20 protein-coding genes are annotated in these 26,485 nt (G+C 35.3%); 1 reads left to right on the top strand and 19 read right to left on the bottom strand.

Going from position 1 to position 26,485, the window contains the following annotated elements; translation table 11 throughout:
* Window positions 1–19: 19 nt before the first annotated feature.
* The 11 genes from JJQ93_RS00450 to JJQ93_RS00400 form a co-directional block, all read right to left on the bottom strand.
* A complete protein-coding gene (locus JJQ93_RS00450) occupies window positions 20–1,306 on the bottom strand; it encodes a sn-glycerol-1-phosphate dehydrogenase (protein ID WP_274892361.1) in 1,287 nt (428 codons plus the stop codon).
* Window positions 1,303–2,415, bottom strand: a complete 1,113-nt coding sequence (locus tag JJQ93_RS00445) for a GntR family transcriptional regulator (protein ID WP_274892360.1) — start codon at window positions 2,413–2,415, stop codon at window positions 1,303–1,305. The genes JJQ93_RS00450 and JJQ93_RS00445 overlap by 4 nt, the downstream gene beginning before the upstream one ends.
* Window positions 2,416–2,601: 186 nt before the next feature.
* Complete coding sequence (locus JJQ93_RS00440; protein WP_085112264.1) at window positions 2,602–4,083, bottom strand: L-fucose/L-arabinose isomerase family protein; 1,482 nt, start codon at window positions 4,081–4,083, stop codon at window positions 2,602–2,604.
* 36 nt (window positions 4,084–4,119) lie between these two features.
* Window positions 4,120–4,761, bottom strand: a complete 642-nt coding sequence (locus JJQ93_RS00435; RefSeq protein ID WP_274892359.1) for an L-ribulose-5-phosphate 4-epimerase — start codon at window positions 4,759–4,761, stop codon at window positions 4,120–4,122.
* On the bottom strand, window positions 4,730–6,424 hold the full coding sequence (locus tag JJQ93_RS00430) for a ribulokinase (RefSeq protein WP_274892358.1): 1,695 nt from the start codon (window positions 6,422–6,424) through the stop codon (window positions 4,730–4,732). Before JJQ93_RS00430 ends, JJQ93_RS00435 begins: the two co-directional genes overlap by 32 nt.
* 13 nt (window positions 6,425–6,437) lie before the next feature.
* On the bottom strand, window positions 6,438–7,835 hold the full coding sequence (locus JJQ93_RS00425) for an L-fucose/L-arabinose isomerase family protein (protein ID WP_274892357.1): 1,398 nt from the start codon (window positions 7,833–7,835) through the stop codon (window positions 6,438–6,440).
* A gap of 133 nt (window positions 7,836–7,968) precedes the next feature.
* Window positions 7,969–9,909 (bottom strand): glycoside hydrolase family 127 protein, encoded by a 1,941-nt coding sequence (locus tag JJQ93_RS00420; RefSeq protein ID WP_274892356.1) that lies wholly within the window; start codon window positions 9,907–9,909, stop codon window positions 7,969–7,971.
* 77 nt (window positions 9,910–9,986) lie between these two features.
* Window positions 9,987–10,391, bottom strand: a complete 405-nt coding sequence (locus tag JJQ93_RS00415) for an alpha-L-arabinofuranosidase C-terminal domain-containing protein (protein ID WP_274894018.1) — start codon at window positions 10,389–10,391, stop codon at window positions 9,987–9,989.
* Entirely contained in the window at window positions 10,340–10,495 is a 156-nt protein-coding gene (locus JJQ93_RS00410; protein WP_274892355.1) for a hypothetical protein, read from the bottom strand. The genes JJQ93_RS00415 and JJQ93_RS00410 overlap by 52 nt, the downstream gene beginning before the upstream one ends.
* Window positions 10,455–10,598: a hypothetical protein gene (locus JJQ93_RS00405; protein WP_274892354.1), complete on the bottom strand. Its 144-nt coding sequence runs from the start codon at window positions 10,596–10,598 to the stop codon at window positions 10,455–10,457. Before JJQ93_RS00405 ends, JJQ93_RS00410 begins: the two co-directional genes overlap by 41 nt.
* Window positions 10,599–10,662: 64 nt before the next feature.
* The gene (locus JJQ93_RS00400) at window positions 10,663–11,937 is read right to left on the bottom strand and encodes a glycoside hydrolase family 27 protein (protein ID WP_274892353.1); all 1,275 of its coding nucleotides are present in this window, start codon (window positions 11,935–11,937) and stop codon (window positions 10,663–10,665) included.
* Between the two features lie 294 nt (window positions 11,938–12,231).
* On the opposite strand from JJQ93_RS00400, the gene JJQ93_RS00395 reads away from it, so the two are divergent.
* Window positions 12,232–12,630, top strand: a complete 399-nt coding sequence (locus JJQ93_RS00395; protein ID WP_274892352.1) for a transposase — start codon at window positions 12,232–12,234, stop codon at window positions 12,628–12,630.
* 242 nt (window positions 12,631–12,872) lie between these two features.
* Here the strand turns inward: JJQ93_RS00395 and JJQ93_RS00390 are convergent, their stop codons facing one another.
* The 8 genes from JJQ93_RS00390 to yicI form a co-directional block, all read right to left on the bottom strand.
* On the bottom strand, window positions 12,873–14,306 hold the full coding sequence (locus JJQ93_RS00390; protein ID WP_274892351.1) for a GH39 family glycosyl hydrolase: 1,434 nt from the start codon (window positions 14,304–14,306) through the stop codon (window positions 12,873–12,875).
* A gap of 296 nt (window positions 14,307–14,602) precedes the next feature.
* Window positions 14,603–16,855 carry a glycoside hydrolase family 95 protein gene (locus JJQ93_RS00385; protein ID WP_274892350.1) on the bottom strand — a complete coding sequence of 751 codons (2,253 nt, stop codon included), beginning with the start codon at window positions 16,853–16,855 and terminating at the stop codon, window positions 14,603–14,605.
* 99 nt (window positions 16,856–16,954) lie between these two features.
* Entirely contained in the window at window positions 16,955–18,127 is a 1,173-nt protein-coding gene (locus JJQ93_RS00380; protein ID WP_274892349.1) for a serine hydrolase domain-containing protein, read from the bottom strand.
* Window positions 18,128–18,171: 44 nt separating this feature from the next.
* A complete protein-coding gene (locus tag JJQ93_RS00375) occupies window positions 18,172–19,077 on the bottom strand; it encodes a carbohydrate ABC transporter permease (protein ID WP_085113010.1) in 906 nt (301 codons plus the stop codon).
* A 31-nt stretch (window positions 19,078–19,108) separates the two neighbouring features.
* Window positions 19,109–20,086, bottom strand: a complete 978-nt coding sequence (locus tag JJQ93_RS00370; protein ID WP_143588989.1) for an ABC transporter permease — start codon at window positions 20,084–20,086, stop codon at window positions 19,109–19,111.
* 93 nt (window positions 20,087–20,179) lie between these two features.
* Complete coding sequence (locus JJQ93_RS00365; protein WP_274892348.1) at window positions 20,180–21,859, bottom strand: ABC transporter substrate-binding protein; 1,680 nt, start codon at window positions 21,857–21,859, stop codon at window positions 20,180–20,182.
* Window positions 21,860–22,269: 410 nt separating this feature from the next.
* Window positions 22,270–23,754, bottom strand: coding sequence for an alpha-N-arabinofuranosidase (locus tag JJQ93_RS00360; protein WP_274892347.1), 1,485 nt, complete (start codon window positions 23,752–23,754; stop codon window positions 22,270–22,272).
* Between the two features lie 391 nt (window positions 23,755–24,145).
* Window positions 24,146–26,470 carry an alpha-xylosidase gene (yicI, locus tag JJQ93_RS00355; protein WP_274892346.1) on the bottom strand — a complete coding sequence of 775 codons (2,325 nt, stop codon included), beginning with the start codon at window positions 26,468–26,470 and terminating at the stop codon, window positions 24,146–24,148.
* Window positions 26,471–26,485 lie beyond the last annotated feature (15 nt).

Below are 26,485 nucleotides of genomic sequence, written 5' to 3'. Positions count from 1 at the left end.
GAATTGAGAGCTTTTGGCCTCAATTCTTTATCGCTATGTCAAATATCTTGTCAATATTTATATCTTCAGCAAGCCTTAATATGGTGTACCTCTTTCTTACCTCTTTTGCATTCAATAAAACATCTTTAAGTTCATCATATTTAAGCTCAAGATAGGTGATATCATTTGGTGCACCGGCATCATTTAAAAGCTCATCAACATACTCCACCGTCGGCACATTTTCTGATACCCACTTCCGCATCTTATCCCAGTTGTCCAAAATCCTTTCCTGTCTCGTCTTTCTATCATTTTCATCCAAATAGTAATAACCTATATCGTCAAAAATCTCCGATGATAAGTTTCCAAAATTTTTATTTATCCTAAATTCAAACTCTTCCTTTGATTCACTTTTTCTTTCCTTCATCATTTCAATAATATCATCTTTGTCAAAAGAAAATACAGTATTGTAAAGTTTGACAACAATTTTCGTCATGATGCCTACCTTTGCACCATGGGAGTGACGAATTTCTCCGTTTGAAAGTTCTTTCATCTCGATGAAGTGTGACAAATGGTGCTCAGCACCTGATGCAGGCCTGGAATTTCCAAACTTAAGCATCGATATGCCTGACAAAATTAGCGCATCCATAAGCTTGCTTACAGCACTTTCATCTTTGCTTTTTAAGCTTTTGCTGACATCCACACATTTATAAAGGGACTTTTTTACATCATCTGCGATTTCTTCAGAGTAGTCCTCTCCCGTTATGATGCTACCTATATACCAATCTGCTAATGAGGTGAATTTACCGATTATATCTCCAAATCCTGATGCAATCATGTCATATGGTGCATCTTTAAGCACTTTAGTATCACCCACAATAAATATGGGATACGTAGCATCGTAAGTCCTTTTAAAGCCATTTACGATAAGAGGCGACACAGATGACGCATAACCATCCATCGATGGGGCTGTTGCAACAATGCCATAAGGTATTTTGGCTCTGCTGCTTACAAACTTCACAACATCGTTTATTGTGCCTGCTCCAACAGCAATCATAGCCTCGATATCATCTTTAAGATGTATCAGCACTTCACCTACTGCTTTTTCATCAGGCACTAAATTTCCACTTCTATTCAGATTGCACAACAATACATCGTACTTTTTATCTTTTAATACATCTTTTAGAGTCAATCCTGCCGCTTCGTAAGTATTTTTATCGCATACGAGCAATACTTTAGAATTTATACCTACTTTATTCAATATATTCGGAACATCATACAAGGCACCACTGCAGATTTCTATCTCCTTTATCTTTGTGCCATCATTCATCGCACTTCCTCCAATTCGATCTCCTTAGTAGAATTCCTAATCCTTATTTCAGGCTTTATGCAAATATTAACAGGATTTGCAAAAGCCTTTTTCCCTTTTTTTATAAGGTCGAATAGTGTTGAAGCAGCAAGCCTTCCCATCTCTTCTTTAGGATGTATGATGGACGTAAGCTTTACATTGGAAAGCTCTGCATAATCAGAATCATCAAAGCTTACGATTGAAATGTCATCAGGCACACTGTAGCCCAATTCTCTTATTGGATCCAATATCCACATGGCGATTTGGTCGTTGTAACTGACAATAGCCGTCGGTTTATTGACCCACTTCGAGTATATCTCGTATATTTTTTCCCTTGGCTTTGTCTTCATTTCCTCTGTCGTGTAAAAGATTATGTTGTCCTCTTTGATTTTAATATTGTGTTCCCTTAAGGCTTTAACATATCCTTTGTACCTATTAAGCCCCTGGTTATCGTCGCTTTTAAATATGCCTATTATGTTTTTGTGTCCAAGCTTTATAAGATGGTCTGTTGCCATGTATCCTCCACCTTCATCATCTTGAATGATGTAAGATGGATTTAATTCTTCATAAAAGCTATTGATAAAAATGTACGGTATCCCTTTGTTTTTTAACTCATCAAAATAATTTAGATTGATATGGGGCAGTGCGCTCTTTGTAGGCTCGATGATCAGTCCTCTAATGTCCTTCGTCAAGACGTTCTCCAATATGTCCATTTCAGTTTCAATGCGGTTATTCGTATTGAAAAGCAATATAGAGTATCCGTTTTTGGCTAATATTTGATCAATTCCTTTTATGATCCTAGGAAATATATAGTCATTTATATACGTTGTTATAACTGCAATATTTTTATTATCATAGCTTTTCACAGAATTTCTATCAGCACAAAAAGTCCCCAAACCTTGCTTCCTGTAAAGCCACCCTTCATTTTCAAGGTCATCAAGAGCTTTCCTAATAGTATGTCTGCTTACACCGAATATTTCCATTAATTCGCTTTCCGTCGGCAGTGGATCATCTATGTTTATATTGTTTTTTATTATTAAATTGGTAATATAGTCTTTTACTATTTGATATTTTGGCACATTTTCTTCCAAAATAGAACATCCCCCCTCACATCATATCTACCTATATATAATTATATCGCTTACTTAGAATATAACTAAATTTCAAATCTGACAAAATATTTATTAAATATTCGTCACAATTATTTTATTTTTTTAAGTAATGGGTAATAAAATTATCACCTGAATCATCTTAACAGGTGATAATTTAAAAACATCTTATTTAAAAGGGTTCTCGCTTTTGTACAACATTGAAGCTGGCTGATTAAATGAAACATCATCTACGCCTAATAGCTTCATAGCAGCGTACAAGACTTTACCTGCATGTTTAAATGCGACTCCAACATGATGCGGGAAATTCTTTTCTATCAATACATGCCTGTAGAAGCGAGCCATCTCTTTAACTGCAAACACTCCAATGCTTCCAAAAGACATAGGATCTATATCCAGCACTTCACCTTCGGCCACGTAACTTCTAAGCTTAGTATCTGCAGTGCTTTGCAACCTAAACAGAGTTATATCGCCAGGCCTTATCGTGCCTTCCAATGTTCCTCTTGTTATATCAGGCTCTTTATCAGGTTCTAACAATCTGTGCATTATTCTCTGATACTTCATAGAGAAATTTTTCATCATGCAACTGCTGGTATTGCCGCAGTGAAATCCCATAAAAAGATCGCTATTTTTATAATCGCCTATGATTTCCTTATTGCTTTCGTACATATCTTTGGGCACTGTATTGTTTATGTCAAGAAGCGTAGCTGGTAAGTCTGTAGCGCATGTTATGATATACTCGCTAAGTGCTCCATAGATGTCTGTCTCACAAGCCACAGGTATGCCATTTGCTGCAAGCCTTGAATTCACAAAGCATGGCACAAATCCAAACTGTGTCTGAAATGCTGGCCAACACTTATTTGCAAACACAACGTACTCCGATGCACCTATATTTTTTTCTACCCAATCTTTTAATGTAAGTTCATACTGTGCAAGCTTCGGCAATATCCCACCAAACATATTGCCAGAACCTAATTCCTTTTCCATATCTTTTATGACATCTGGAATCCTTTTGTCATCTTTATGATTATTGTAAGCCTCAAAGAGATCCAATTCTGAGTTCTCCATTATCTCAATCCCTAAGTCGTACAAAGGCTTTATGGGGGCATTGCAAGCGAGGAAATCCTGCGGTCTTGGACCAAAGCTCATTATTTTTAGCTTCTTAAGTCCAAGTACCACTCTCGCAATATCTTTAAAATCGGATATCATATCAGCTATTTCATCTGCATATCCTACTGGATATTCTGGTATATAAACCCTCAAATTTCTCAAATTTATATTATATGATGCATTAAGCATTCCGCAATATGCATCTCCACGCCCATCGTAAAGATTGTCCTTCGTCTCCTCCGCTGCGGCTACGAACATCACTGGACCATCAAACTTTTGGGCCAGCATCGTCTCTGGTCCTTCAGGGCCAAAATTCCCAAGGTATACGACAAGCGCATTTACGCCTAAATCGTAAGCTTCTTTCAGTGCATTCATCGCATCTATTTCATTTTCTACAGTTTTGGTGATTTCACTTATAGATATGCCTTTTTCAATACACGCTTTTACTACCGCATCTCTTCTTTTCTCACTTAAAGTGATAGGGAAACAATCCCTGCTGGTAGCTACAATTCCTACTTTAACTTCTGGTATGTTTATCATGCAAAATCCTCCTTCATTAAACTGACATCATATTTTTCATTGACCATATTTCGTCATATATCTCTCATGTGCTCTTTTCACTTCTTCATCTGGTATCACATCAGGTGTGCCTAAAAGCAGTGATAAGTGCACTGTCTTAGCTGTATCTTCTACCATAACAGCGGCTTTTAAAGCTGCTTCAGGTGAATTGCCAATGGTAAAAACACCGTGATTTTTCATAAGTATTGCAGGGCTTTCCCCTATATAATCTACGATAGCCTTCCCTATTTCTTCTCCACCAATCTTTGCATAAGGTCCTACAGGAATTGCACATCCAAACTCGTCTGCAATGGCTGTAAGATAAACCGGAATTGACCGGCCAAGTACTGCAAAACTTGTAGCATAGGGTGAGTGTGTATGGACAATTCCATTCACATCACTTCTATGTCTGTAGACGTAAAGATGTGTAGCAGTATCAACAGATGGTTTTAGCTTACCTTCAACCACATTGCCATCTAAATCCACGACTACCATATCATCTGGCGTCATGTCATCGTACAAAACTCCACTGGGCTTTATGACAACAAGATTTGTTTCAGGGTCTCTTCCGCTGACATTGCCGCTTGTCATTGTGACCAAATTGTTTTTAGGAAGCATCATGTTCATTTTATATACACGTTGTTTTAGGTTCTCTAACATCTGAAACCACCTCTTTTATGTTTTTAAGCCTCTTCATCACATCATTTGCTCCTCTCCCGAAGTAATCATGAAGCAGTTTGTACTCCTGGAAGAGTTTCTCGTAAATTTCGACATTTTCAGAAATAGGCTTGAACGTCTCATCTTTTAACTTTGGTATGACTTTAGCTGCTTCAAATATGCTGTCAAATCCTCCATTTTCCCTTCCTGCCGCCACTGCACCAAACATTGCTGCACCTAATGCAGGCGTCTGATTGGACTTGGAAACTTTAATCTCTAAGTTTGTCACATCAGCGTATATCTGCATAAGCATCGGATTTTTTTCAGGAAGTCCGCCACATGCGTAAAGCTCATCTATCTTTATGCCATACTCATTGAATGTATCTATTATCATACGTGTACCATATGCTGTTGACTCTATCAAAGCTCTGTATATCTCTTCAGGTTTCGTCCTAAGTGTCAATCCTAAAATCAAACCGGTAAGATCCGCATCAACCAGGACAGACCTGTTTCCATTAAGCCAATCCAGTGCAAGAAGTCCGCTTTCCCCCGGTTTTAACTTTGAAGCTTTTTCTGTCAAAAGCTGATGTACAGATATGCCTCTTTCTTCGGCTTCTTTTTTGTAATCATCTGGAACACAATTATCTACAAACCACGCAAATATATCCCCTACCGCTGACTGTCCAGCTTCATATCCATAAAATCCTGGCACAATGCCGTCTTCAACCACTCCACACATACCAGGAACTTCAACTTCTTTGTCGCCTAAGACTACATGGCATATAGACGTGCCCATTATCATAACCATCTTTCCCGGGGATGCTACACCTACTGCCGGCAGCGAAACATGTGCATCGACATTGCCTACCGCAACAGCAACACCAGGGTTTAAGCCGATCGTATTAGCCATTTCCTCAGTTAATTCACCTGCTTTTGTACCTAACGGATATATGTCTCTTGACAGCTTTTCATCTACTACATTTTCAAGCCTTTCATCTAATGCTTTAAAAAATTCCTTTGAAGGGTATCCTTTTCTTTTGTGCCAAATCGCTTTATAGCCTGCAGTACAGCTATTTCTCCTTTCATTGCCAGTAAGCTTCAATATCACCCAATCAGTCGCTTCTATGAATTTATCTGCTTCTTCATAGATATCTGGAGCCTCATTTAAAATCTGCCATATCTTCGGTATCAGCCATTCGGAGGAAATCTTCCCACCGTATCTTGCTAAGAAATCCTCTCCTCTTTCAGATGCAATTTTATTTAACATATTTGCCTCAGGCTGTGCTGCATGATGCTTCCACAGTTTGACATACGCATGGGGATTTGATTTATATTCTGGTAAATCGCACAAAGGCGTCCCGTCTTTTTTTATGGGAAGCATCGTACATGCTGTAAAATCTATGCCAATTCCAACAACATCATCTTTATTTATACCAGACTTTATTATCACATCTGGAATTATCTTTTTTAGAACTTCAATATAATCATCTGGATGCTCTAATGCCCAATCCTGTGGTAATACTGTCCCATCTGGAAGTCTCTCATCCATAACTCCGTGTGGATAGTTCATCGTTGAAGAAGCTACTTCCTCTGCCGTATCAAGATTTAAAAGCAATGCTCTTGCAGATTCTGTGCCGTAATCGATACCTATTGAAAATTTTGCCATGTTACCAACCCCTTTACACTTCAACATACTCGATATCTAATAACTCGCATAAAAGCTTCCATCTTTTAGTAGCATCACCTAATGTCAAGCACTGATGATGCGTACCACCATTTTTAAGCCAACCGTTTAAGCATCCTCTAACTCCACTTTCAGGTTTAAAGTGGAAATACGGCATCTCTATATTCTTTGCTTCTTCTGTATCTAAAATTTCTCCCTTTGAAACAACAAGTCTATATTTTTCGCCTTCCAATGACACCAACGATGCCAGTGTCGCAATACCTGGTTGAGCCATAAACACCACTGTTGGAGGATTATCAAGCTTTCCTATTCCAAGCTCTCGATCGACTAATTTTATAGGTCTATCTTTTCTGGCTATCTTCCAATTGCCCTCTCCCATGTGGCTCATCAAAATTGAATCTCTCTTAAAATCCATCGCATACATCTCAGTAAAGTGTGCATCGCCTATCAAAACATGACCTGCTGCCACCAGGCTTGCCGTAACTACATCGCCTTCTGCCGCATAGCCATATCCTTCTGCCATCAAGTTTGATGCCGCCATCATGTGTATCTGTTTAAACCTTCCATCGCCTTTAAACACATCAAAATGGGCGCTAAAGCCAGCGTATCCTTTCTCCTCAAGCAATTTCTTAAATCCTATTTGAAGCCTTGCAGCATATCTGTGGCTCTCATCACTTAATTTAGGATCTATATAGAAATTCTTCTTGTTTTCCTCTATGACTTTGTCGATTTCTTCATCGGTAGCTTCTTCCATGTATCTAAAAACTTGGCCAATATACTCTTGATTTATTTGCGGCCCCAATTTTCTTGTAAAAGCTGCATCATCACCCATTATGTCATACATGCCATGCATTCTTCCAAATTGTGCTATCTTCATATTCCTCAAAGCTTTTACTGTCTTTACAGTTTTAGCCCAATCATTCACAAAATCTTTAAATGCATCAGAATGCCAATCCTCTGTTATAACAGGACAAGTTATGCCCATTCTCAGGATAATATTTGAAGTATCCTGCGCACCATGAACACCTTGATTGTATGTCAAGTCCCCCATATCCCAATCGTCTGTCACAGTGCTTTCTGGCTGTATATTTGCCAGCATAATTGGAAGCCTATTATTTCTTAAAGCATTCACAAGATTCGTGGCTGGCCCGTATGTCAGCATCACGATCATTATTCCGTCAAGATCTTTATCATTGAATTCTTTAACTATCCTTTCTATATCATTTCTGTTTTTTGCAGCGCCCGGGAAATAAAAATCCGCAATATCACCTAATCTGCCTATAACCTGTTGTGCATACATCTCTTGCCTTTCGGTGATACCCGGTAACATATCATCGTATAACTCCTGCATAATACCTAGAAAGCCTATCCTGGGCTTTTCATCTTTGTACACAATAATCACTCCTTTGGATTAAAATAATGTCATACATTCGGATATATCTATCCATTATTATAAATGTACGTACATTTATAATATTTATATTCTACATCACATCCAAAATTCCTGCTAATTAAAAAACTTCTTATCATTCTCGTACCCAAACTTCCATTTCACCAGGTGTACGATTTGCCCATACAAAATATGGCACAAATCTTATTCTTGTTTTTTCATAAGAAACTTTTACGTCAGATTTGTACAGTTCATCATTCCAATCATCATATTTCTCTCTAAAAGCATCCGTTTCAATAACGCATACATCATTTAAATCTTTATCTTTTTTTATTTCAAACTTACTATCAGTTGGTAATACGATATTATTTAGATTTTTACCATTATCAACTTCTTCAAGACAATATACAATCGGTCCTCTTTGAATAGCAACTTTACCCTCATCTTCCCTTACATTAGGATTAGCTTTTATCCTCATAACAGGCATTGAAAGATATACTTCTACCTTATCATGTTTCCATATGCGATTGATTTTTGCATATCCTTTTATCATAACATTATTTAAATCAATTTCTTCATTATTAACTTTGATTTTAGCCTCTTTGCACCAACCAGGTATTCTCAAAGACAATGTAAATTCTGTTTCTTTCTCACAAACAACCTCTATATCTATCTTCTCATCCCATGGATATTGGGTGCTCTGTTTAATACTTACTTGACTTTCTGAAATCTTTTCTTTTAATTCACTATCAACATATAAATGAGCAAATACCTCTTTGTCTTTCTTAGAATATATATATTTACCTAACGATGTCAGCAATCTCGCAATATTAGGTGGACAACATGCACATCCAAACCATGGTTGTCTTGTATATTTCACATGCGATTTAACTTTATTCTTTTCACAAGCTTCCGGCCATACTTCAAGTGGATTTACATAAAAGAATTTCTTACCATCTAATGACATTCCACTTATAACTGTATTATACAAAGCTCTCTCCATTACATCAGAATATTGTCTATCAGCATCAATCTGTAACATCCTATATGCAAAAAACACAAGCCCTACGGATGCACATGTCTCTGAATAATTAGTATCATTAGGAAGATCATAATCAAAAGTTAAAGACTCCCCTATCGACATAGAGCCAATACTTCCTGTAATATACATTCTCTTCTTCGTTAAATTGTCCCATAATCTTTTACAAGCATCAATTAGGCATTGATCCCCTGTCTCTAATGCAACATCAGCCATACCTGAGTATAAGTAAACAGCTCTAACAGCATGTCCTTCAGCAGTAGTTTGTTCTTTCACAGGTAAATGCACTTGAAAATATTTAGGTCCTAATTTATCCCATAAATCAAAGAAATTTGTGTTTCCTCTCTCTTTTGCTTCAATTTCAAAATAGAGTGGCCTTTTACCTCGTTCATCAATAAAATATTTGCTTAAGTTTAAATACTTTACATTGTTAGTTACTCTATATAATTTAATTAATGCTAATTCAATCTCTTCATGTCCAGGATAACCTTTTTTCTTATTTGGTTCCGGTCCAAAGACTGAATCTATATGATCGGCAAAACGACAAGCTACGTCAAGCAATTTTTTCTTTCCTGTAGCCTCATAATAAGCAACTGCTGCTTCTATCAAATGTCCAGCACAATACAGCTCATGACAATCTCTTAAATTCGTCCATTTTTTGTCAGGTTCTTTAATTGTAAAATAAGTATTTAAATAGCCATCACTTTGTTGCACTTTTGCAATCAAATCGATAACTTCATCAGCAGTTTTTTCTAATTCCGTATCCGGAAATACAATTAAACTATAGCTAACTGCTTCAAGCCATTTATACAAGTCACTATCTTGAAATACCATTCCAGCAAATTCACCTTGTATTTCACCTGCTGCTATCTTGAAATTTTTAATAACATGGCTAGGTTCAGCATTAGGAACACGATCATTTAATGCTTCCCATTGATATGGTATCATCGCATCTTTTATCAGTTTTATATAATATGACCAAAAACCTTTATTAATTGAAATCTGTTTCAATGATATGAAATTTTGATTATTAATCATTGTCGCCACCATACCTTTTTACAAACTTTAGTTTATGGATAACCAAAAACATTATTATTTTGGTTATCCATAAAAAATTATTTTTTAACTTTTCCCAACCGAATAACATTCCATGATAATCTAGGCAAAATCACCTTTACCAATCCATCTTCAATTACAACATCATTTTTACTATGAGGAACAACATTGTCTGGATTTTCTTTTGTATTAGTTGCTTTTATATCATTATTTTCAAGTACTATATGCTCGATAGATCTATAGTTTTCAAAACCTTTTAATTCACATTCAAAAAGCATCGAATCATCTTTGTCTCTATTTACAGCAAATATTGTAATTTCATCATTTTCATCATTTGTTACGGCAGTAGATTCTAAAAATGGTACATCGCTGAAATCTTTACTATCATATTTGGGAGAGTCGATAACAGATGCTAATACTTCCCCTCTGCCATAAGTAGAAGCATGTAAATAAGGATAGTAAATTGTTTGGCGCCATGAACTTTTAATTCTTTAACTAATTCTATTACATCTTTTCGAAAACCCATTTCATCCGCTTTTTTTATGATCTGGTTCATAAATTCCATCATAAACTGCACGTCCTAAATGCTCAATGAACGATCCATAGATACGTTTATCCACCTTACTTATTTTAAAATCTTTATCCAAAATCATTTTTGCTTTCTTCTGCATTCAAATCTCCTCCTGTTTATTAATTGTTACTTTAAAATGATAATCAAAAATAATCATTTTTAATTTATTTCTTTATAAGCTTAAGAAGTCTCACTCCATGGGATGGAATTTCTAAATTCATGTTTTGATTTACTATTCCAATAACCTGATGCCTCCATAAATCTCTAACTAAGTAATCACCTGATGGAATATCTGCTTTATTTAATTGGAAAACTAAATTGCTTATAATTGGTCCAATATTAAAAATTGCAAGATAATAACTACCATCTTCATCCAATGCTGACCATACAATATATTGTCCATAACGCAAAACTTGACGTCCTGAATGAGAATGTTTAAGTGCCCTAAGTACTTCTTCATTAGTTAATATAGAAAGAGTCCATTCATCGTTATCTCTCAACTCACAGCCAACCATAAGTGGAGAACGGAATATACACCATAATGTCATTAATGTCATTTGTTCATCTTTTGTAAAGCGAGTCCATCGATCACCTAAGCCATGCTCACATGATCTAATGCCTATATGCCCTATTGGCAACATATCAGCATCTGGCCAATGTCCTGGTCCCACATATTTGCTCCATTGGTTACATCTTTCAAATGTATTATACAAATCATCCCATCTATCCCAAAAGTCTCCTGATATTCTCCACATATTAGCATACTGCTTTAAATGATCAGCATATTCTAATAACGCTGGACCTGGTGATAAACTTAATACCATTTCTCTACCACATTTATCTATAGCATTTCGAATTAGTTCTACTTCTCCACTATGATATTGCTCATACCCTATATCTGAATAAGCTATATCATCAACTTTAACATAATCTACTCCCCAATCAGCATACAATTTAAAAAGAGAGTCATAATATTGTTGTGCACCTTCCTTAGTAGGATCAACTCCATACATATCTGTATTCCATGAACAAATAGAATTCATATGTGCAATTTCCCTTGCTTTTACTTCTGTCCCATATATCGGTGTATTAGCATGAACAGCTTGTCTTGGAATACCTCTCATTATATGTATGCCAAACTTTAGTCCAAGATCATGAATATAGTCTGCTAATGGTTTAAAACCTTTCCCATTTTTTGAACTAGGAAATCTGTTGGGAGCAGGAATTAAACGCGAATATTCATCCATTTGTAATGGAACAAAAGGTCTATAAATTGAATTCTTTGCTCCTGGCTCATACCATTGTATGTCAACGACAACATACTCCCATCCACATTCTTTCATATGATTTGCCATATATTCAGCATTCCCTTTTACCTCATCTTCTGTAACACTTGCGCCATAACAATCCCAACTATTCCAGCCCATTGGCGGTGTCATAGCAACTTTATCATTAATTTTTAATACCCCCTATATTTTTTTAGACTATTGCCAAACCCCAAAAAACTCTAAAATATTGATGTTTCGCATTATATTTTCAAAGGCTTTCCCCCGCTTTTATTGAATTAATATATAGACTTGTGCATATCTCAAAAGCCTTGATTTAAGCTATTTTTAAGATATGCTTTTTTCTTATCACCCTAAAAATTTTTATCTGATATGTGGGATTTCATTACTTTTATGTCGAACTACTGTATTATTAACATCATTAAACATTAAAGGAGGAAACCCTATATGTACCAGCTTCAACAAGTTTTGAACATTATTGACCCTTTTACTTCTAAGCTTAAAATTGATTTTTATACTTCTTTATTTAGTAATCTTGATCTATCTTCTATTCCTGAATTCCCGCCTTCTAAATTTGGTCCTACGGATTATTCTCGTCACGCTCTCTTTAGAGCCATCATTGTTATAAAAGCTGAAAAATTCGGCGAAATCTCTGATCTCATTGATTATCTTAGTAATAATCTTATTATTGCTCATCTATGCGGCTTTGATATTACTAAAAGGATTGTAAACTTTGTGTTCATACTGTTTCTAATGATTCTTCTAATAAAAATTATGAGTTTTATTGAGGATATAAAAATCACATTATTATTGATTGTTTGTCTGGTCTTCCTATTGCTGAAGTAACTACTACTTATTTCATATTCAGCAGCGATTTCATTAAACGTTTTTTCTTCTCTATACCTATAATACAATTTATGCTCTTTGTTCTGGTGTAAAATTTCTTCTTTTATTCATAACTATATTCCAACTTATTTTTGCATTTTTGTCCGTCTAGTTTTCTTACTTGCAGCAAATAAATTATTCTTTAAAAAATAGTAACTTTTATCATAAATTATATGAAATTTTCAATAAACTCAAGATTTATTTTAAAACTCAATAGTAATTGCAGTAACACCATGTTTAGGCTGAAAAAGTTTTATAATTTTTTTGTCTCCTTCGTTAGAAATTCCCACGCATTCTTTTTCCAACTTCGACTTATTAATAAGTTTTTTAATCATATCCTGATCTAGATACTCAAGTGAACCCATTTTAATCCACTCTTTCTTTGGATTTGCATGATCTTCATCTATCCTTTCTGCATATGCGCACTTCCATCTATCCAAACCTCTGATTTCTATACTAACCTCCACATCTTCTATAGGATTTAATGGCATATTATGGTTATATATAAATAACATAAGCTTTTTATCATCAATTACAGCAGAAAGCTCAACAAGAGAATCTTTTTCTTGATTTACAGTAAGCAATTTATTTCCCGTTCGATGTAAAAGTTCAAAAGCCCTATATGTCGGTTTTGGTATGCCATAAATGTTTAAAAGGCCAAATCCACCATGATAAGGCATTGAAGATTGAGGCAATTCTTCAAAGATGTCTGAAAATGTCCAAAAAGAATATATATCTACAAGCCCAACATTATCAAATATTGACTTAACTACAAAGGCAGCTGCAAAAGGCTCATCGTGATAAATATCTCTGCAACTTGGAGAACTATTCCACTCAGTATAAAACAAAGGATAATCTCCAGCTTCTTTTCTGGCTTTTTCAGCCCTTATTTTAGTAATCCCACGAGGAGCTTTAGCCAATGCCTCTTCCATATTAAGACCATGTCCTAAAGGTTCATCGGTTGGATAATGATGTGTGGATATAAAATCTAATGGAACATTTTCGGTACTGCAAAAATTAATTAAGTCTGGTATCCATTCATCACAGGCTGTGGCCGGTCCACCTACCTTCAAATTCTTGTAAACTTTTTTAATAGCATGTGCAGTTGTCTTATACAACTTAAAGTATTCTTCCTTCGTACCGGACCAAAACATTTTAAGATTAGGTTCGTTCCAAACTTCAAAATACCATTTTTCAACTTCTTCAATGCCATATCTGTCTACAAGATGTCTAGCCAGTGCTTCTATTAAATTTCCCCATTCCTTGTAATCTTTGGGGGGTGTTATATTGCCTTTATAATGAAAAACTGTTTCTTCACCAGATGCCAATGCTTCAGGCATAAAGCTCAATTCAACTAATGGCTTCATATCAATACTTAAAAGAAAATCAAATATTGAATCTATATTAAAAAATGAATAAATATACTTACCATCTTCTTTTGAGCATACACTCATATCATCATTTAATAATCCGTGAAACCTCACATATTTAAATCCCAACTCTTCTTTAACTTTTCTTAATTGAATTCTCCAATCCTCTCTAAGTGCTGTTGCCGCATGGCAACTTCCAACACACTCTTCAAAATAATGTGGAAAGTCAATTTTATCACTATTTAAATCAACAATAAATTTTTTCATGCTTAAGAACACCCTTTCTTTATTTCTATATTTCCTATTTTTCAAAATACTCCGCTATATGATATAAAGCACATATAATAGGTTTGAGTTCACATCAAAAGCCATAAGCAATGTATTATAATAATTTTTTTATCCCACCAACATTTAGTAACTAATATTTACCTTTTAGTTCTCTAACTTTGCAAAGCCATATTTGTTGATATAATAAGTAAACTAGCAATTAGTATTTAAAGAATTCTTTCCATCAATTTATTTGTAAAATATTTTCTAATCATTTCTAAAAGCAACATTCTTCTTCAATAAATTTCATGAAGCTGATCATCAATGACAACAAAACTATTAGCTTCAATATCAACTAATGTTTTTAAATTTCTATACCGTATGGTATATTTTCCCGAACAAGACGCCTTCAATCGTGCCTTAGTAAGCTTCCCTTGCTCCCATTCAATGTCCACCTCTATTCCTCCTCGAGCACGTAAACCTTTTACATACCCATCTGACCACGCCGATGGTAATGCAGGAAGAAGGCTTATCCATCCCGCATGACTTTGCAATAGCATCTCGGCAATCCCAGCTGTACCTCCGAAATTCCCATCAATCTGGAATGGAGGGTGATTGCAGAAAAGGTTAGGTAATGTAGAACTTTTCAATAGCTCAAGTAAATTTTCATACGCCTTTTGACCATCATCCAACCTCGCCCACAGATTAATAATCCACGCCCTGCTCCAGCCGGTATACCCGCTGCCATGGGCAAGCCGCCTCTCTAATGTAACCTTTGCCGCTTGAGCAAGTTCAGGTGTAGTCGTATTTGTAATAAGATTACCAGGATATAATGCAAACAAATGTGAAATATGTCGATGCCCTGGCTCAGCTTCCTCGTAATCCTCTAACCATTCCATAATCTGGCCGAATTTTCCGATCTGTAGTGCTGGAAGTTTTCTCAACATTGTCCTAATGGTATCGGTAAATTCATCTGAAATACCCAGAATATTAGCTGCTTTAATACAGCAAGCAAAAAGAAGTTGCAAAATTTGGCTGTCCATTGAAGGACCAGCACAGAGAGATCCTTTTTCTCCGGTTGGAAGGATATAAGTATTTTCAGGCGACACTGAAGGGCATGTAACAAGTATGCCCTTCGAATCTTCCACGAGGAAATCAACAAAAAACTCCGCAGCTTCTTTCATTGTGGGATAAACTTTTTGCAGGAATTCAACATCCTGACTAAACTCATAATGATCCCACAGATGCAAACAGAGCCAGGCTGCTCCTATTGGCCAATATGTCGCAGGAACAAAGATATCCTGCGGCGCGGTGTCAGCCCAGATGTCGGTATTATGGTGAGCAGTAAACCCTCGACAACCATACATCTCTCTGGCGGTCTTTCGTCCTGATACTCTCATACGTTCAATATGGTCAAATAACGGCAAATGGCATTCGGCCAGGTTGCATACCTCGGCAGGCCAATAATTCATCTGTGTGTTAATATTAATCGTATACTTGCTATCCCACGGCGGCGTCATGTCCTTGCACCAAATGCCTTGCAAATTTGCAGGCAATGTCCCTGGCCTGCTACAAGAGAGAAGCAGATAACGTCCAAATTGAAAGTAAATACTGATCAACCCCAAATCTTCGAAACCAGCTTTTAACCGTTCCAGACGCTCGTCGATAGGAATCTTATCAAATTCACACTCTTGTTCCGTGCAGCAAAGTTTTAGCTCTACCCTATTAAAAAATGATGAGTAGTCCTTTATATGATTTTCTAACAATTCAGCATATGGTTTCTGGGACGCATTCGCCAATTGCTGCAAACACATCACTTGATAATCTTCATGTCTAAATGATGTTGCACAAGCAATAAATATCGTAACAGCATCTGCTTTTTCAACAATAAGATTCTCCCCTATTGTATAAGTAGTACCTCCTTCAGCCACTGCACGAACCAATGTACGAAAGCGAACAGCTTTACCACCACCGCAACTTACATCCATAAAAATAGTATCTGAAGACAATCGCCCAACTGCATCGAGATACCTACCTCTGCGCAAACATGCGGTAAATGAGATACCGCCATGCGTATCCGATGTGATTCTCACAACTATAACTTGATCGACTGCACTAGCAAAGTATTCGCGAATATAATTTGCAGAACCTAAAGTATATCGTACTTTTGCAACAGCATTCTGCAAATCGAGTTCTCGTACATATTCTTTTACTTCTTCGTCTGGATGGGTAAAGTAAAGATAAAGATCCCCCATAGTTTGATATGGGCGCTGGCTTTCGGGTGTACCAGAAAGTGCAAGCTTTGCCAACTTTTCTGCCTCAGAAATCTTACCACTAAATATCAATTCCCTTATCTTAGGTAAATATTTAATGGCATCAGGATTATTCCTATCAATAGGTTCCCCATACCAAATGCTATCCTCATTCAATTGAAAGTGTTCTTTTTCAATTGTTCCGAAAACCATGGCACCCAAGCGCCCATTACCAATAGGAATTGCCTCATTCCAATCCCTTGCAGGATTTCTGTACCACAATCTTCTCAATATCATCACGCTTCTAACAAAATTAAATTTTTATCCTTCCGTCCTATGCGTTTTTCCATTTTTCAGTTGGTAAACATCTCTATTGTTTCAATATATTCCGTCACATTATACCAAGCAACCATTTGCAACTGCTCTTACACGTAAATGATGGTACACTTCCATATTAGGAATCATTTGATGCATATAAACCATTGAAAATCTTTCGCTTGGATCGATTGTGACATAAGTCCCAAGTGCTCCAGTCCACCCAAATTCTCCAATTGAACCATTAGAATTGCCTTCAGCAGGATTCATTAAAGTTCTAACTCCCAAACCATATCCATATCCAGCCAAATAAGGATTATTAAAATTAAAGTCTTTTAGCTGTCGTTCATTTAACTGGTTTGCCCTCATCAAATCTATAGTTTTTCTACCGATGATCCTTTGTCCATTGTAGCATCCATCATTTGCAAGCATTTGTGAAAACTTTAAATAGTCCCTTACTGTAGAATAAAGACCCGCACCTCCAGATTCATAAATAGCATCAGGCTGATGATACTCATCAAATATCCCCGAAGCCTTCTCTAATGTTCCATCTTCATTCTTCTTATAGCAAGAAACCATTCTTTCTTCAATGTCATCGTGGAAACGGTATCCTGTACTATCCATACCCAAGGGACCAAATATCTCATCATATAAAAACTTTCCTACAGATTTCCCAGATATTACTTGAATTAACCCCGCAATTATATCATGTCCATATCCATATAGCCAATGAGTACCTGGCTCGAAAGCAATTGGGACTGAACCCATCGCTTTAACTTCTGTTACAATATCATATTTCCCATACTTCTCGCTTAACTCTTTTTTTATTCTTCTCATTTCATTTGCCGTCGGTGAATCATCTAAAAATGGATACGGCATTCCTACCGCCATAGTAAAAGCATGCTTGATTAACATAGGATTCTTTGCTCTCTCCACATGCACATTCCCATTAGAATCTGTAACAAATACCTTAGTATCTTTGTACTCTGGAAAATATTCGTAAATTGGCTCATGTAATAAGAACTTTCCTCTTTCAAAAAGTATCAAAGCAGCAGTACAGATTATTACCTTAGTCATAGAAAAAATACGGAAAACACTGTCTTCAGTTATATGTGTTTTCTTATCTAAATCAGAATACCCAAAATATCCTTCATACAAAATTTTTCCATCCTTTGCAATTGCACAACCACATCCTGGAAGTCCATCATCTACAAATTTTTTTAACAGATTAGATAAATCATCAAATTTGGCCATAACATTTTTTCACCCTTTCAGGATTTATATAAATCAAAAACATATTAACCCTTAACACTGCCAATAGTTAAACCCTTCACAAAATACTTCTGCAAGAATGGATAAACCATCATAATTGGAACAACCGCTACTATCGTCATAGCTGCTCTTATGCTTTCTGGGGTAACTGTATTGGAATTGTTTCTTAGTCCCATATCAAATGATGCTTGCTGTGTAAACTGCTGAGTCGACTGCAAAACTTTCTGCAATTCATACTGTAATGTGCTTAAATTTGGATTCATTGAACAAAAAAGCATTGTATCAAACCATGAATTCCATTGTCCAACTGCAACAAAAAGCGTTATCGTCGCTAATACTGGTACACTAAGTGGAAATATGATAGAAAATATTATTCTTAGTTCGCTTGCACCATCTAATTTCGCTGATTCTACAAGACTAGCTGGTAAACCATCAATATAGCTTCTTACAACCATTATATTCCATGCACTTACTATCCCTGGCAAGATGTAAACCCAAAAATTGTTCATAAGATGTAAGTCTCTGATCAACAAGTAATATGGAATTAAGCCACTTGTAAAATACATTGAATAAGTAAAAATTTTCGAAACGATTCCTCTTAAAACAAAATCCCTTCTGCTTATGGCATATGCGACTATTATGCTTGCAATAACATTTAAAACAGAACCTATGATAGCTCTTAATGCAGAGATTATCGTTGCATTGTAAATCTCAGAATCATTTAAAATTGAAACGTAATTAAAAGTCGTAAATTTCCTTGGAAACAGATAAATTCCACCTCTCACTGTATCTATAGCATCGTTAAATGAAACTGCTAATACATGTACAAATGGATACAGGGTGACTATTATTACAATCGTGAGAATAATGTAATTGATTGTGTCAAATACAATGTCTTCTGTACTCAACCTTATTCTATTATTTCTAGCCACTTTATAACCTCCTGAAATTTTGTAAATTAGATTAAAATGCACTTTCACCACTAAGTGCCTTCGATATTCTATTTGCTAATGTAACCATTGCTAAAGAAACAACTGAGTTAAATATACCGGCTGCTGTCGCAAATGAAAATCTCCCCATTGGTATACCATAATTGTATACATACAATTCCAATGTCTGTGAGTAGTCTATAACCATCGGATTTGATAATAGAAATACTTGTTCAAATCCTGCGTTTAATATCCATCCTGCATTTAATATTAAAAGTATTTTTATGGTTGGCACTATTGATGGTAATGTTATGGAGAAAATCCTTCTTATTCTGCCTGCTCCATCTATACTTGCCGCCTCATATAACTCACTGTCTATGGCAGTCATTGCCGCCAGGTAAATTATTGAATTCCATCCAACTTCTTTCCACATATCTGAAAGCGCCATCAAGGGCCAGAAAAGATGTGGAACTCCTATAAAGTTTATAGACTGCTTTATAATGTGAAATTTTAGAAGTAGTTGATTTATAACTCCATCTGGTGATAAGACATCAAGGACGATACTTGCTGCAACAACCCATGAAACGAAATGAGGCAAATATGATATAGTTTGCACCGTCTTTTTGAATTTCACATTTCTAACTTCATTTATCAGAATCGCCAATGTTATTGAAGAAAAAAATCCAAGAAAATATTTTAAAATACTAATTCCTAACGTATTTCGTATTGATTGATAAAAAGTTGGATCTTCAAACAACATTTTGAAATTTTCAAGTCCGACCCAAGGAGATTGGTTTATTCCAACAGCTGGATTAAAATTTTTAAATGCTATTATCCATCCCCACAACGGCACATAGCTAAATATAATCAGCAATACAAGAAACGGTATTACAATCAATACCAGTTCCTTTTGCTGAGCTAATTTTCTAAAAAACTTCTTTCTCTTGTCTTTTTTATCATTTACCATCTTTTCTTCTGATAAAACTTCTACTCTAGCATCTGTAACAGCCATGTTCAATCCTCCAAATAATATTTTAAGCGTAATGAAGTACGAAAATCGTACTTCATTACAAGATTTTTTAATTATTTTAATTATATTGATTTATTATTTCGCGCCCCAATGCTGTATTCTCCAATCAATTTGCTTCTGGATATATGGCACTTCAAGATCGTAATTGGCTTTCTGCATTTCAGAAACGTACTCTTTCCAAATGCTTTCAAACTGATCTGGTTTTGCTGGTATCATTTGTGCTACATATTTTCTTGTAAGGTCAGATGCTTTTTGGTTTGCAATCTTAATCTGCTGTTCACTATCCGGTATGCTTATATCGTATACAAAGCCATAAGGTGTTTCAATTGGTGGTGCCATCATTTGCGACAAATTGGTTATATTATATGCTTTTAATACTTCTTGTTCGTATGGTTTGTATGAACTTGCTATATATTCTGGAGTATCTTGCGGTGATGCAAAATTTCCATCTGCAAGTTTTTCACCGTCATTTGGATGTGGGAAATACCAATATTGTCCGATTCCTTCTTGTTTAGTATAATTGCTATCTTTATATTGAGTTAATTGGTCTGGTGTCATGTACATCTTTCCGTCTTTTACTGAATAATCTTTGCCTTCGATGCCCCAGTTTTCAAGCTTCAAAGCTTCATCGCTGCACATAGCATCTAAGAATTTGAATGCAGCAACAGGATCTTTGCAGCTCTTTGTTATAACAATGCCTGCACTATTTCCTGTCATATTCATGCTATTATAGTCTTCTTTTGTAACACCATCGAAGGTAACAGGCAAAGCAAAAGGTACTCTGTCATAAAGTTTTTGCTGTTCGAGTGAATTAATTGCATTTTGGATATCCCAACGTTGATCGTAAAATCCTAAAACTCTTCCTGATGAAATCAAAGATAGATATGAATCATAATTTCTAGTAAACATCTGCTTATCAAGTATGCCTTTGTTCCATTCTTCGTTCAACTTTTTATAATAATCATGTGCCCATTGGCTTATTGCAAATGGATGTGCTTTATTGTTTTCATCAACCCATACATCGCCTGTATTTGCATTCCCAGCTAAGTAACTTGGAACACCAGTTAACGTAAATATCTTCCAACTGTCAGTAAGAGCAGTAAATCCTACTACTGGCTGTCCATTATATGTCGGATGCTTTTTAACATAATCTTCGATTATATTAAAATACTGATCAAGCGTTAATTTCTTAGGCCATCCAGCATCTCTTAAAACCTCTAATGGAAGATAGAAACCAGAATATGGATATAGGTATTGTGCTTTTCTTGCCGGTGTCAAATAATAAATATGTCCATCTTTTGGGTCTCTCATCTTGTTTAAATCTTCTTGAGAATACCATCTTTTAATGTTTGTTCCGTATTTGTCGATCAAATCATCAAGAGGCACTAGATCATTAGCTTCTCTAAAAAGTTCAAATGTGTTATTACTTGCCACAATTAAATCAGGCAAATCGCCACCACTTATCATAAGTGTCGCTTTTGATGTTTCATCTGTACCAACAAGATAACTTACTTGTAAATTAACACCTGTTAAATCAGAAAGCTTTTTCCAGACAGGTGTCTTTGTATAGTCGTATGGCGTAGCTGTTGATGTATCGTAGAAAAGTGTGAATGTCTTCTTTTCTTTAGTATTATTGCTAGATGTGTTTTTGCTTATATTATTGCTGGTTGTTTTTGTGTTACTGCAGCCTGTCAAGAGAGCTGAGATAACCATTACAATCGTCAGAATTAAAATAAATAATTTTTTCCCTTTCATCATTTCCCCTCCTAACAAAATAAATTTAATATCTTAAAATTTTTTTTAAAACAATCACCTCTCTTTTTAATAAGTTTTAGACTTGTGCACATCTCAATAGCTTTGATTTAGGCTATTTTTAAGATATGCTTTTTTCTGATCACCGTAAATTTTTATCTGATATGTAGGATTCCATGCTTTCTATGTCAAATTAGTATCTTGATAACATTATTAAGCATTAAACCCTACATATATCAGCATCAACAAGTTTTTAATATTATTTTTGTCTTTATCAGATTAAATTAATTTAACTTTATGTTTTTAGTTTTTAACGTAAATTTATGTTAATATCCTCAAAAATTTTACTTTGTATGGATTTTCATCGCTTATGTTTTTATAGCTTTTACAATATTTCAATTTCAAATTTTCCATTACCCATCAATTTCTACCCCTACAATCGCCATCTTAGGCATTGTTACGACTATCTTATTTTCAGCAATTTTAATACCGTCAAATTCTTTTGGTACAACTTTATTAGGATTATCAAAAGTATTATGTGCATTCATTTCATCAGCAGTTAAAATTGTACCTGTTGCTTTGCTTACTTTTGCTCCTCTAAATTCACATTCCACTGTTACCGATTCTTCAGGATTTAGATTGCACAGAGAAATATGAATTCTTCCGCTATCATCAGAAGAAACAGTAGCTGTTACTTGAGGAATACTTTCTTTCGAATTTACATTATATTCAGGCGTATCAATATTAAAATCTAATAACTCTGCATCATGATGAACTTTGTACATGTCAAATACATGATATGTCGGTGTAAGTACCATTTGGGCTCCATCAGTAAGAATTACTGCTTGTAAAACATTTATAGTCTGCGCAATATTAGCCATTTTGACTCTATCGCAATGTTTATTAAATATGTTAAAGTGAATACCTGCAACCAAAGCATCTCTCATTGTATTTTGTTGATACAAGAACCCAGGGTTTGTACCTGGTTCTACATCATACCATGTGCCCCATTCATCTACAACTAATGCAACTCTTTTTTCAGAATCATATTTATCCATAATAGTGGAATGTTTTGTTATTAATTCATCCATGTATAACGCTTTCTTCATCGTGATAAACCATTCTTCTTCATCAAAATCTGTGGCTGATCCTTTTCTTTCCCATGTGCCTGGTACTGTATAGTAATGCAAACTAAGACCATTCATCAGTCTTCCAGCTTCTCTCATCAAAACTTCTGTCCAATTATAATCGTCTGTATTGGGTCCACAAGCAATCTTAAATATCTTATTGCTGCCAAAATTCCTGACATATGTGGAATATCTTCTATATACATCAGCGTAATATTCTGGGCGCATATTACCACCGCAGCCCCAGCTTTCATTGCCAACGCCAAAGTATTTAAGCTTCCACGGTTCTTTTCTACCATTTGAGGCTCTCAAATTTGCCATTGGCGATTCTCCATCAAATGTCATGTACTCTATCCATTCTCTCATCTCTTGAACTGTGCCACTTCCAACATTGCCACAAATATATGGCTCTGCATTCAATAGACCACATAGTTCAAAGAATTCATGCGTACCAAAGTGATTGTTTTCGATTACACCACCCCAATGTACATTGATCATCTTGGGTCTTGATTCATAAGGTCCTATGCCATCTTTCCAGTGATATTCATCTGCAAAACATCCACCAGGCCATCTCAATACAGGTATCTTAATCTTCTTTAATGCTTCAACAACGTCTTTCCGAATCCCATCTATATTAGGTATCTCTGAATCTTTTCCAACCCAAAAACCACCATAAATACATCTTCCTAAATGCTCTGCAAAATGGCCGTAGATATTTTTACTGATCTTGCCTTTTTTGTTATCTGCATTGATAACGATTTTAGCTAACATATAAATGCTCCTTTATATTAAAATTCATTTACTATCTATAGATACTACTTATATATACATTTAAGATGATATTTTAAATTTATACGTACATCTTATATTAATATATATTCTACATGTTTTTTAAAATTCCTCCTTCCATTTTAAAATTTTTTAAAAAAATTTTTTATGCTAACTTTTTCCCTTGAATTATCAGTAACTGTGAGGCAATTCATCTTACGTGCTTATAAATTATATATGTTTTTATCATTGTACGTACATCTTGTTATAATATATTCGACGTCATTTTTAAAATTCCTTCTTTGATTTAAAAATTTTTTTACTTTTTTATAAAAATAAAAGGCTTCCCTCTAATCAATTTATTAGTGGAAACCTTTTATCTATTAATAATATCTTACAACAATATGATATTTATTTTTGAACTATCTTTCTCAGGTATTATCCTTATGCCCAACTCATCTTCCTCATATGAAGCACCTACTATTTCATTTACATTATAAATTCCTCCCAGCAATACACTCCAAGGTTTTTTGGCACCATCTACATTTACTACAATTGAATTTCCATCTTTTCTAGCAATTACGGTTACTTGATCTTCTCCGTTTATTCCATAAACTACTGTAGATGCCTCTAATCTATCTTCTAACTGGAATATCTCAAAAGTTACATTGTCTAAATAATCATAGTCAGGTCTACTGTCGATATTTCCTGTTGCGATAATCGTATTTGGTTTAACCATAAGAGGTATACTCATATAGCCATGTTTTTCCTGAATCCATTGTTGACCATTTATGACTGCGCCATTTAAATAATTAGTCCATTTTCCCTTTGGTAAGTAGTATTTTGCAATTCCTTCTTCGTTAAATATTGGAGCAACCATTAAAGAATCTCCAAGCATATACTGTCTATCAATGTACGCACAAGTTGGATCATCTAAAAATTCCACAACCATCGGTCTCATGACAGGCACTCCAGTAATTGATGCTTCATACGCTTTTGAATACAAGTATGGCATCAGTTTGTTTTTCAATCTTGTAAAATGCCTTAGAACATCGACGGCTTCTTCACCATATAACCATGGCACTTTATATGCTGCATTGCCGTGAAGTCTACTGTGAGAAGATAAAAGCCCAAAAGCTGTCCACCGTTTATATATATCTGGTGTAGCTGTACTTTCAAATCCAGCTATGTCATGACTCCAAAAAGCAAATCCCGACATGCTTAATGAAAGACCACCGCGTAAGGTTTCTGCCATTGATTCATATGTGGCATTGCAGTCACCGCCCCAATGAACTGGGAACTGTTGACTACCTACTGTAGCTGACCTTGCAAAAACAATCGCTTTGTCTTTTCCAAGTTTTTTGGCAAGTGTATTATAAACCACTTTATTGTATAAAAATGTATAATAATTGTGCATTTTTTCAGGATCAGAACCATCGTAATAAACAACATCTGTTGGTATTCTTTCGCCAAAGTCCGTCTTAAAACAGTCTACGCCAATGTCAATAAGTTTTTCTAATTTTGACGAAAACCATTGGCACGCATGAGGATTTGTGAAATCAACTATTCCCATTCCAGGCTGCCATAGATCCCATTGCCATACATCCCCATTTGCCTTTTTCAGAAGATAACCCTTTTCTGATGCTTCATCAAAAAGCTTCGACTTTTGGGCTATATATGGATTTATCCAAACAGATATCCTAACACCTCTTTCCTTTAACCTCTTTAACATATTTTCAGGGTCAGGAAAGTATCTTGAGTCCCATTCGAAATCACACCACTGAAATTCCTTCATCCAAAAGCAATCAAAGTGAAATACACTAAGTGGTATGTCCCTCCTTAGCATTTCATCTATAAAAAAGCTAACCGTCTTCTCATCATAATTTGTTAAAAAAGATGTTGTAAGCCACAATCCAAATGACCATGCAGGAGGCAATGATGGCTTCCCTGTTAGAGAAGTATAATTTATAAGTACGTTTTTTATGGTTCCTCCGCCGATTATAAAATATTCCATCTCTTCATCCATCACACTAAATTGTACTTTTGAAACCCTCTCAGAAGCTATCTCGTATGAAACGAGTCCTGTATCATTTACAAAAACACCGTATCCTTTATTTGTTACATAAAGTGGTATATTTTTATATGCTTGTTCACTGCTGGTACCACCATCCCTATTCCATATATCTACCTGTTGACCATTTTTAATAAAAGACGTAAACCTCTCGCCTAAGCCATATACATATTCATCAACACCTAAATCTAATTGCTCCCGCATGTAAGTATCTCCACTTTGCGATGTTATACATGCCATGTTTTTAAAACCTGTACCAGTAATACGCTTATCACCTATGAAAAAATCAATTGACCAATCTCCTTTAGTTTTTATCTTCGCCGTAAGATTTCCGCTTGTAAAAGCAATATAGCCATCATCTTCTTTTATATCTACTTCTACGTCTTCTTTTCTGTTTATTTTAAATTTAGGACTCTTTTTTGTCTTGCCTTTAAAATGATATAATTTAACACTAATTACATTTTCCATCGGCGAACTCACTTCTACAGTCAAAAGAGGACCACCTAATGTATTTCCTCTACTGTTTACATGAAACGTAGGTACATATAAAATTACACTATTACTACTAATCTCATAATCATTTACTTCTACAGCTCCAAAAATGTTGTATTCTTTCTTTACAAGCCAATTTCCATCTGTAAATTTCATTGTCTATCAACCCCT

This window comes from Thermoanaerobacterium sp. R66 (assembly GCF_028895185.1).
Classification (GTDB): Bacteria; Bacillota; Thermoanaerobacteria; order Thermoanaerobacterales; family Thermoanaerobacteraceae; genus Thermoanaerobacterium.
The sequence above is the reverse complement of the archived record's forward strand: the minus strand, read 5'-3'. Positions and strand labels throughout refer to the sequence as shown.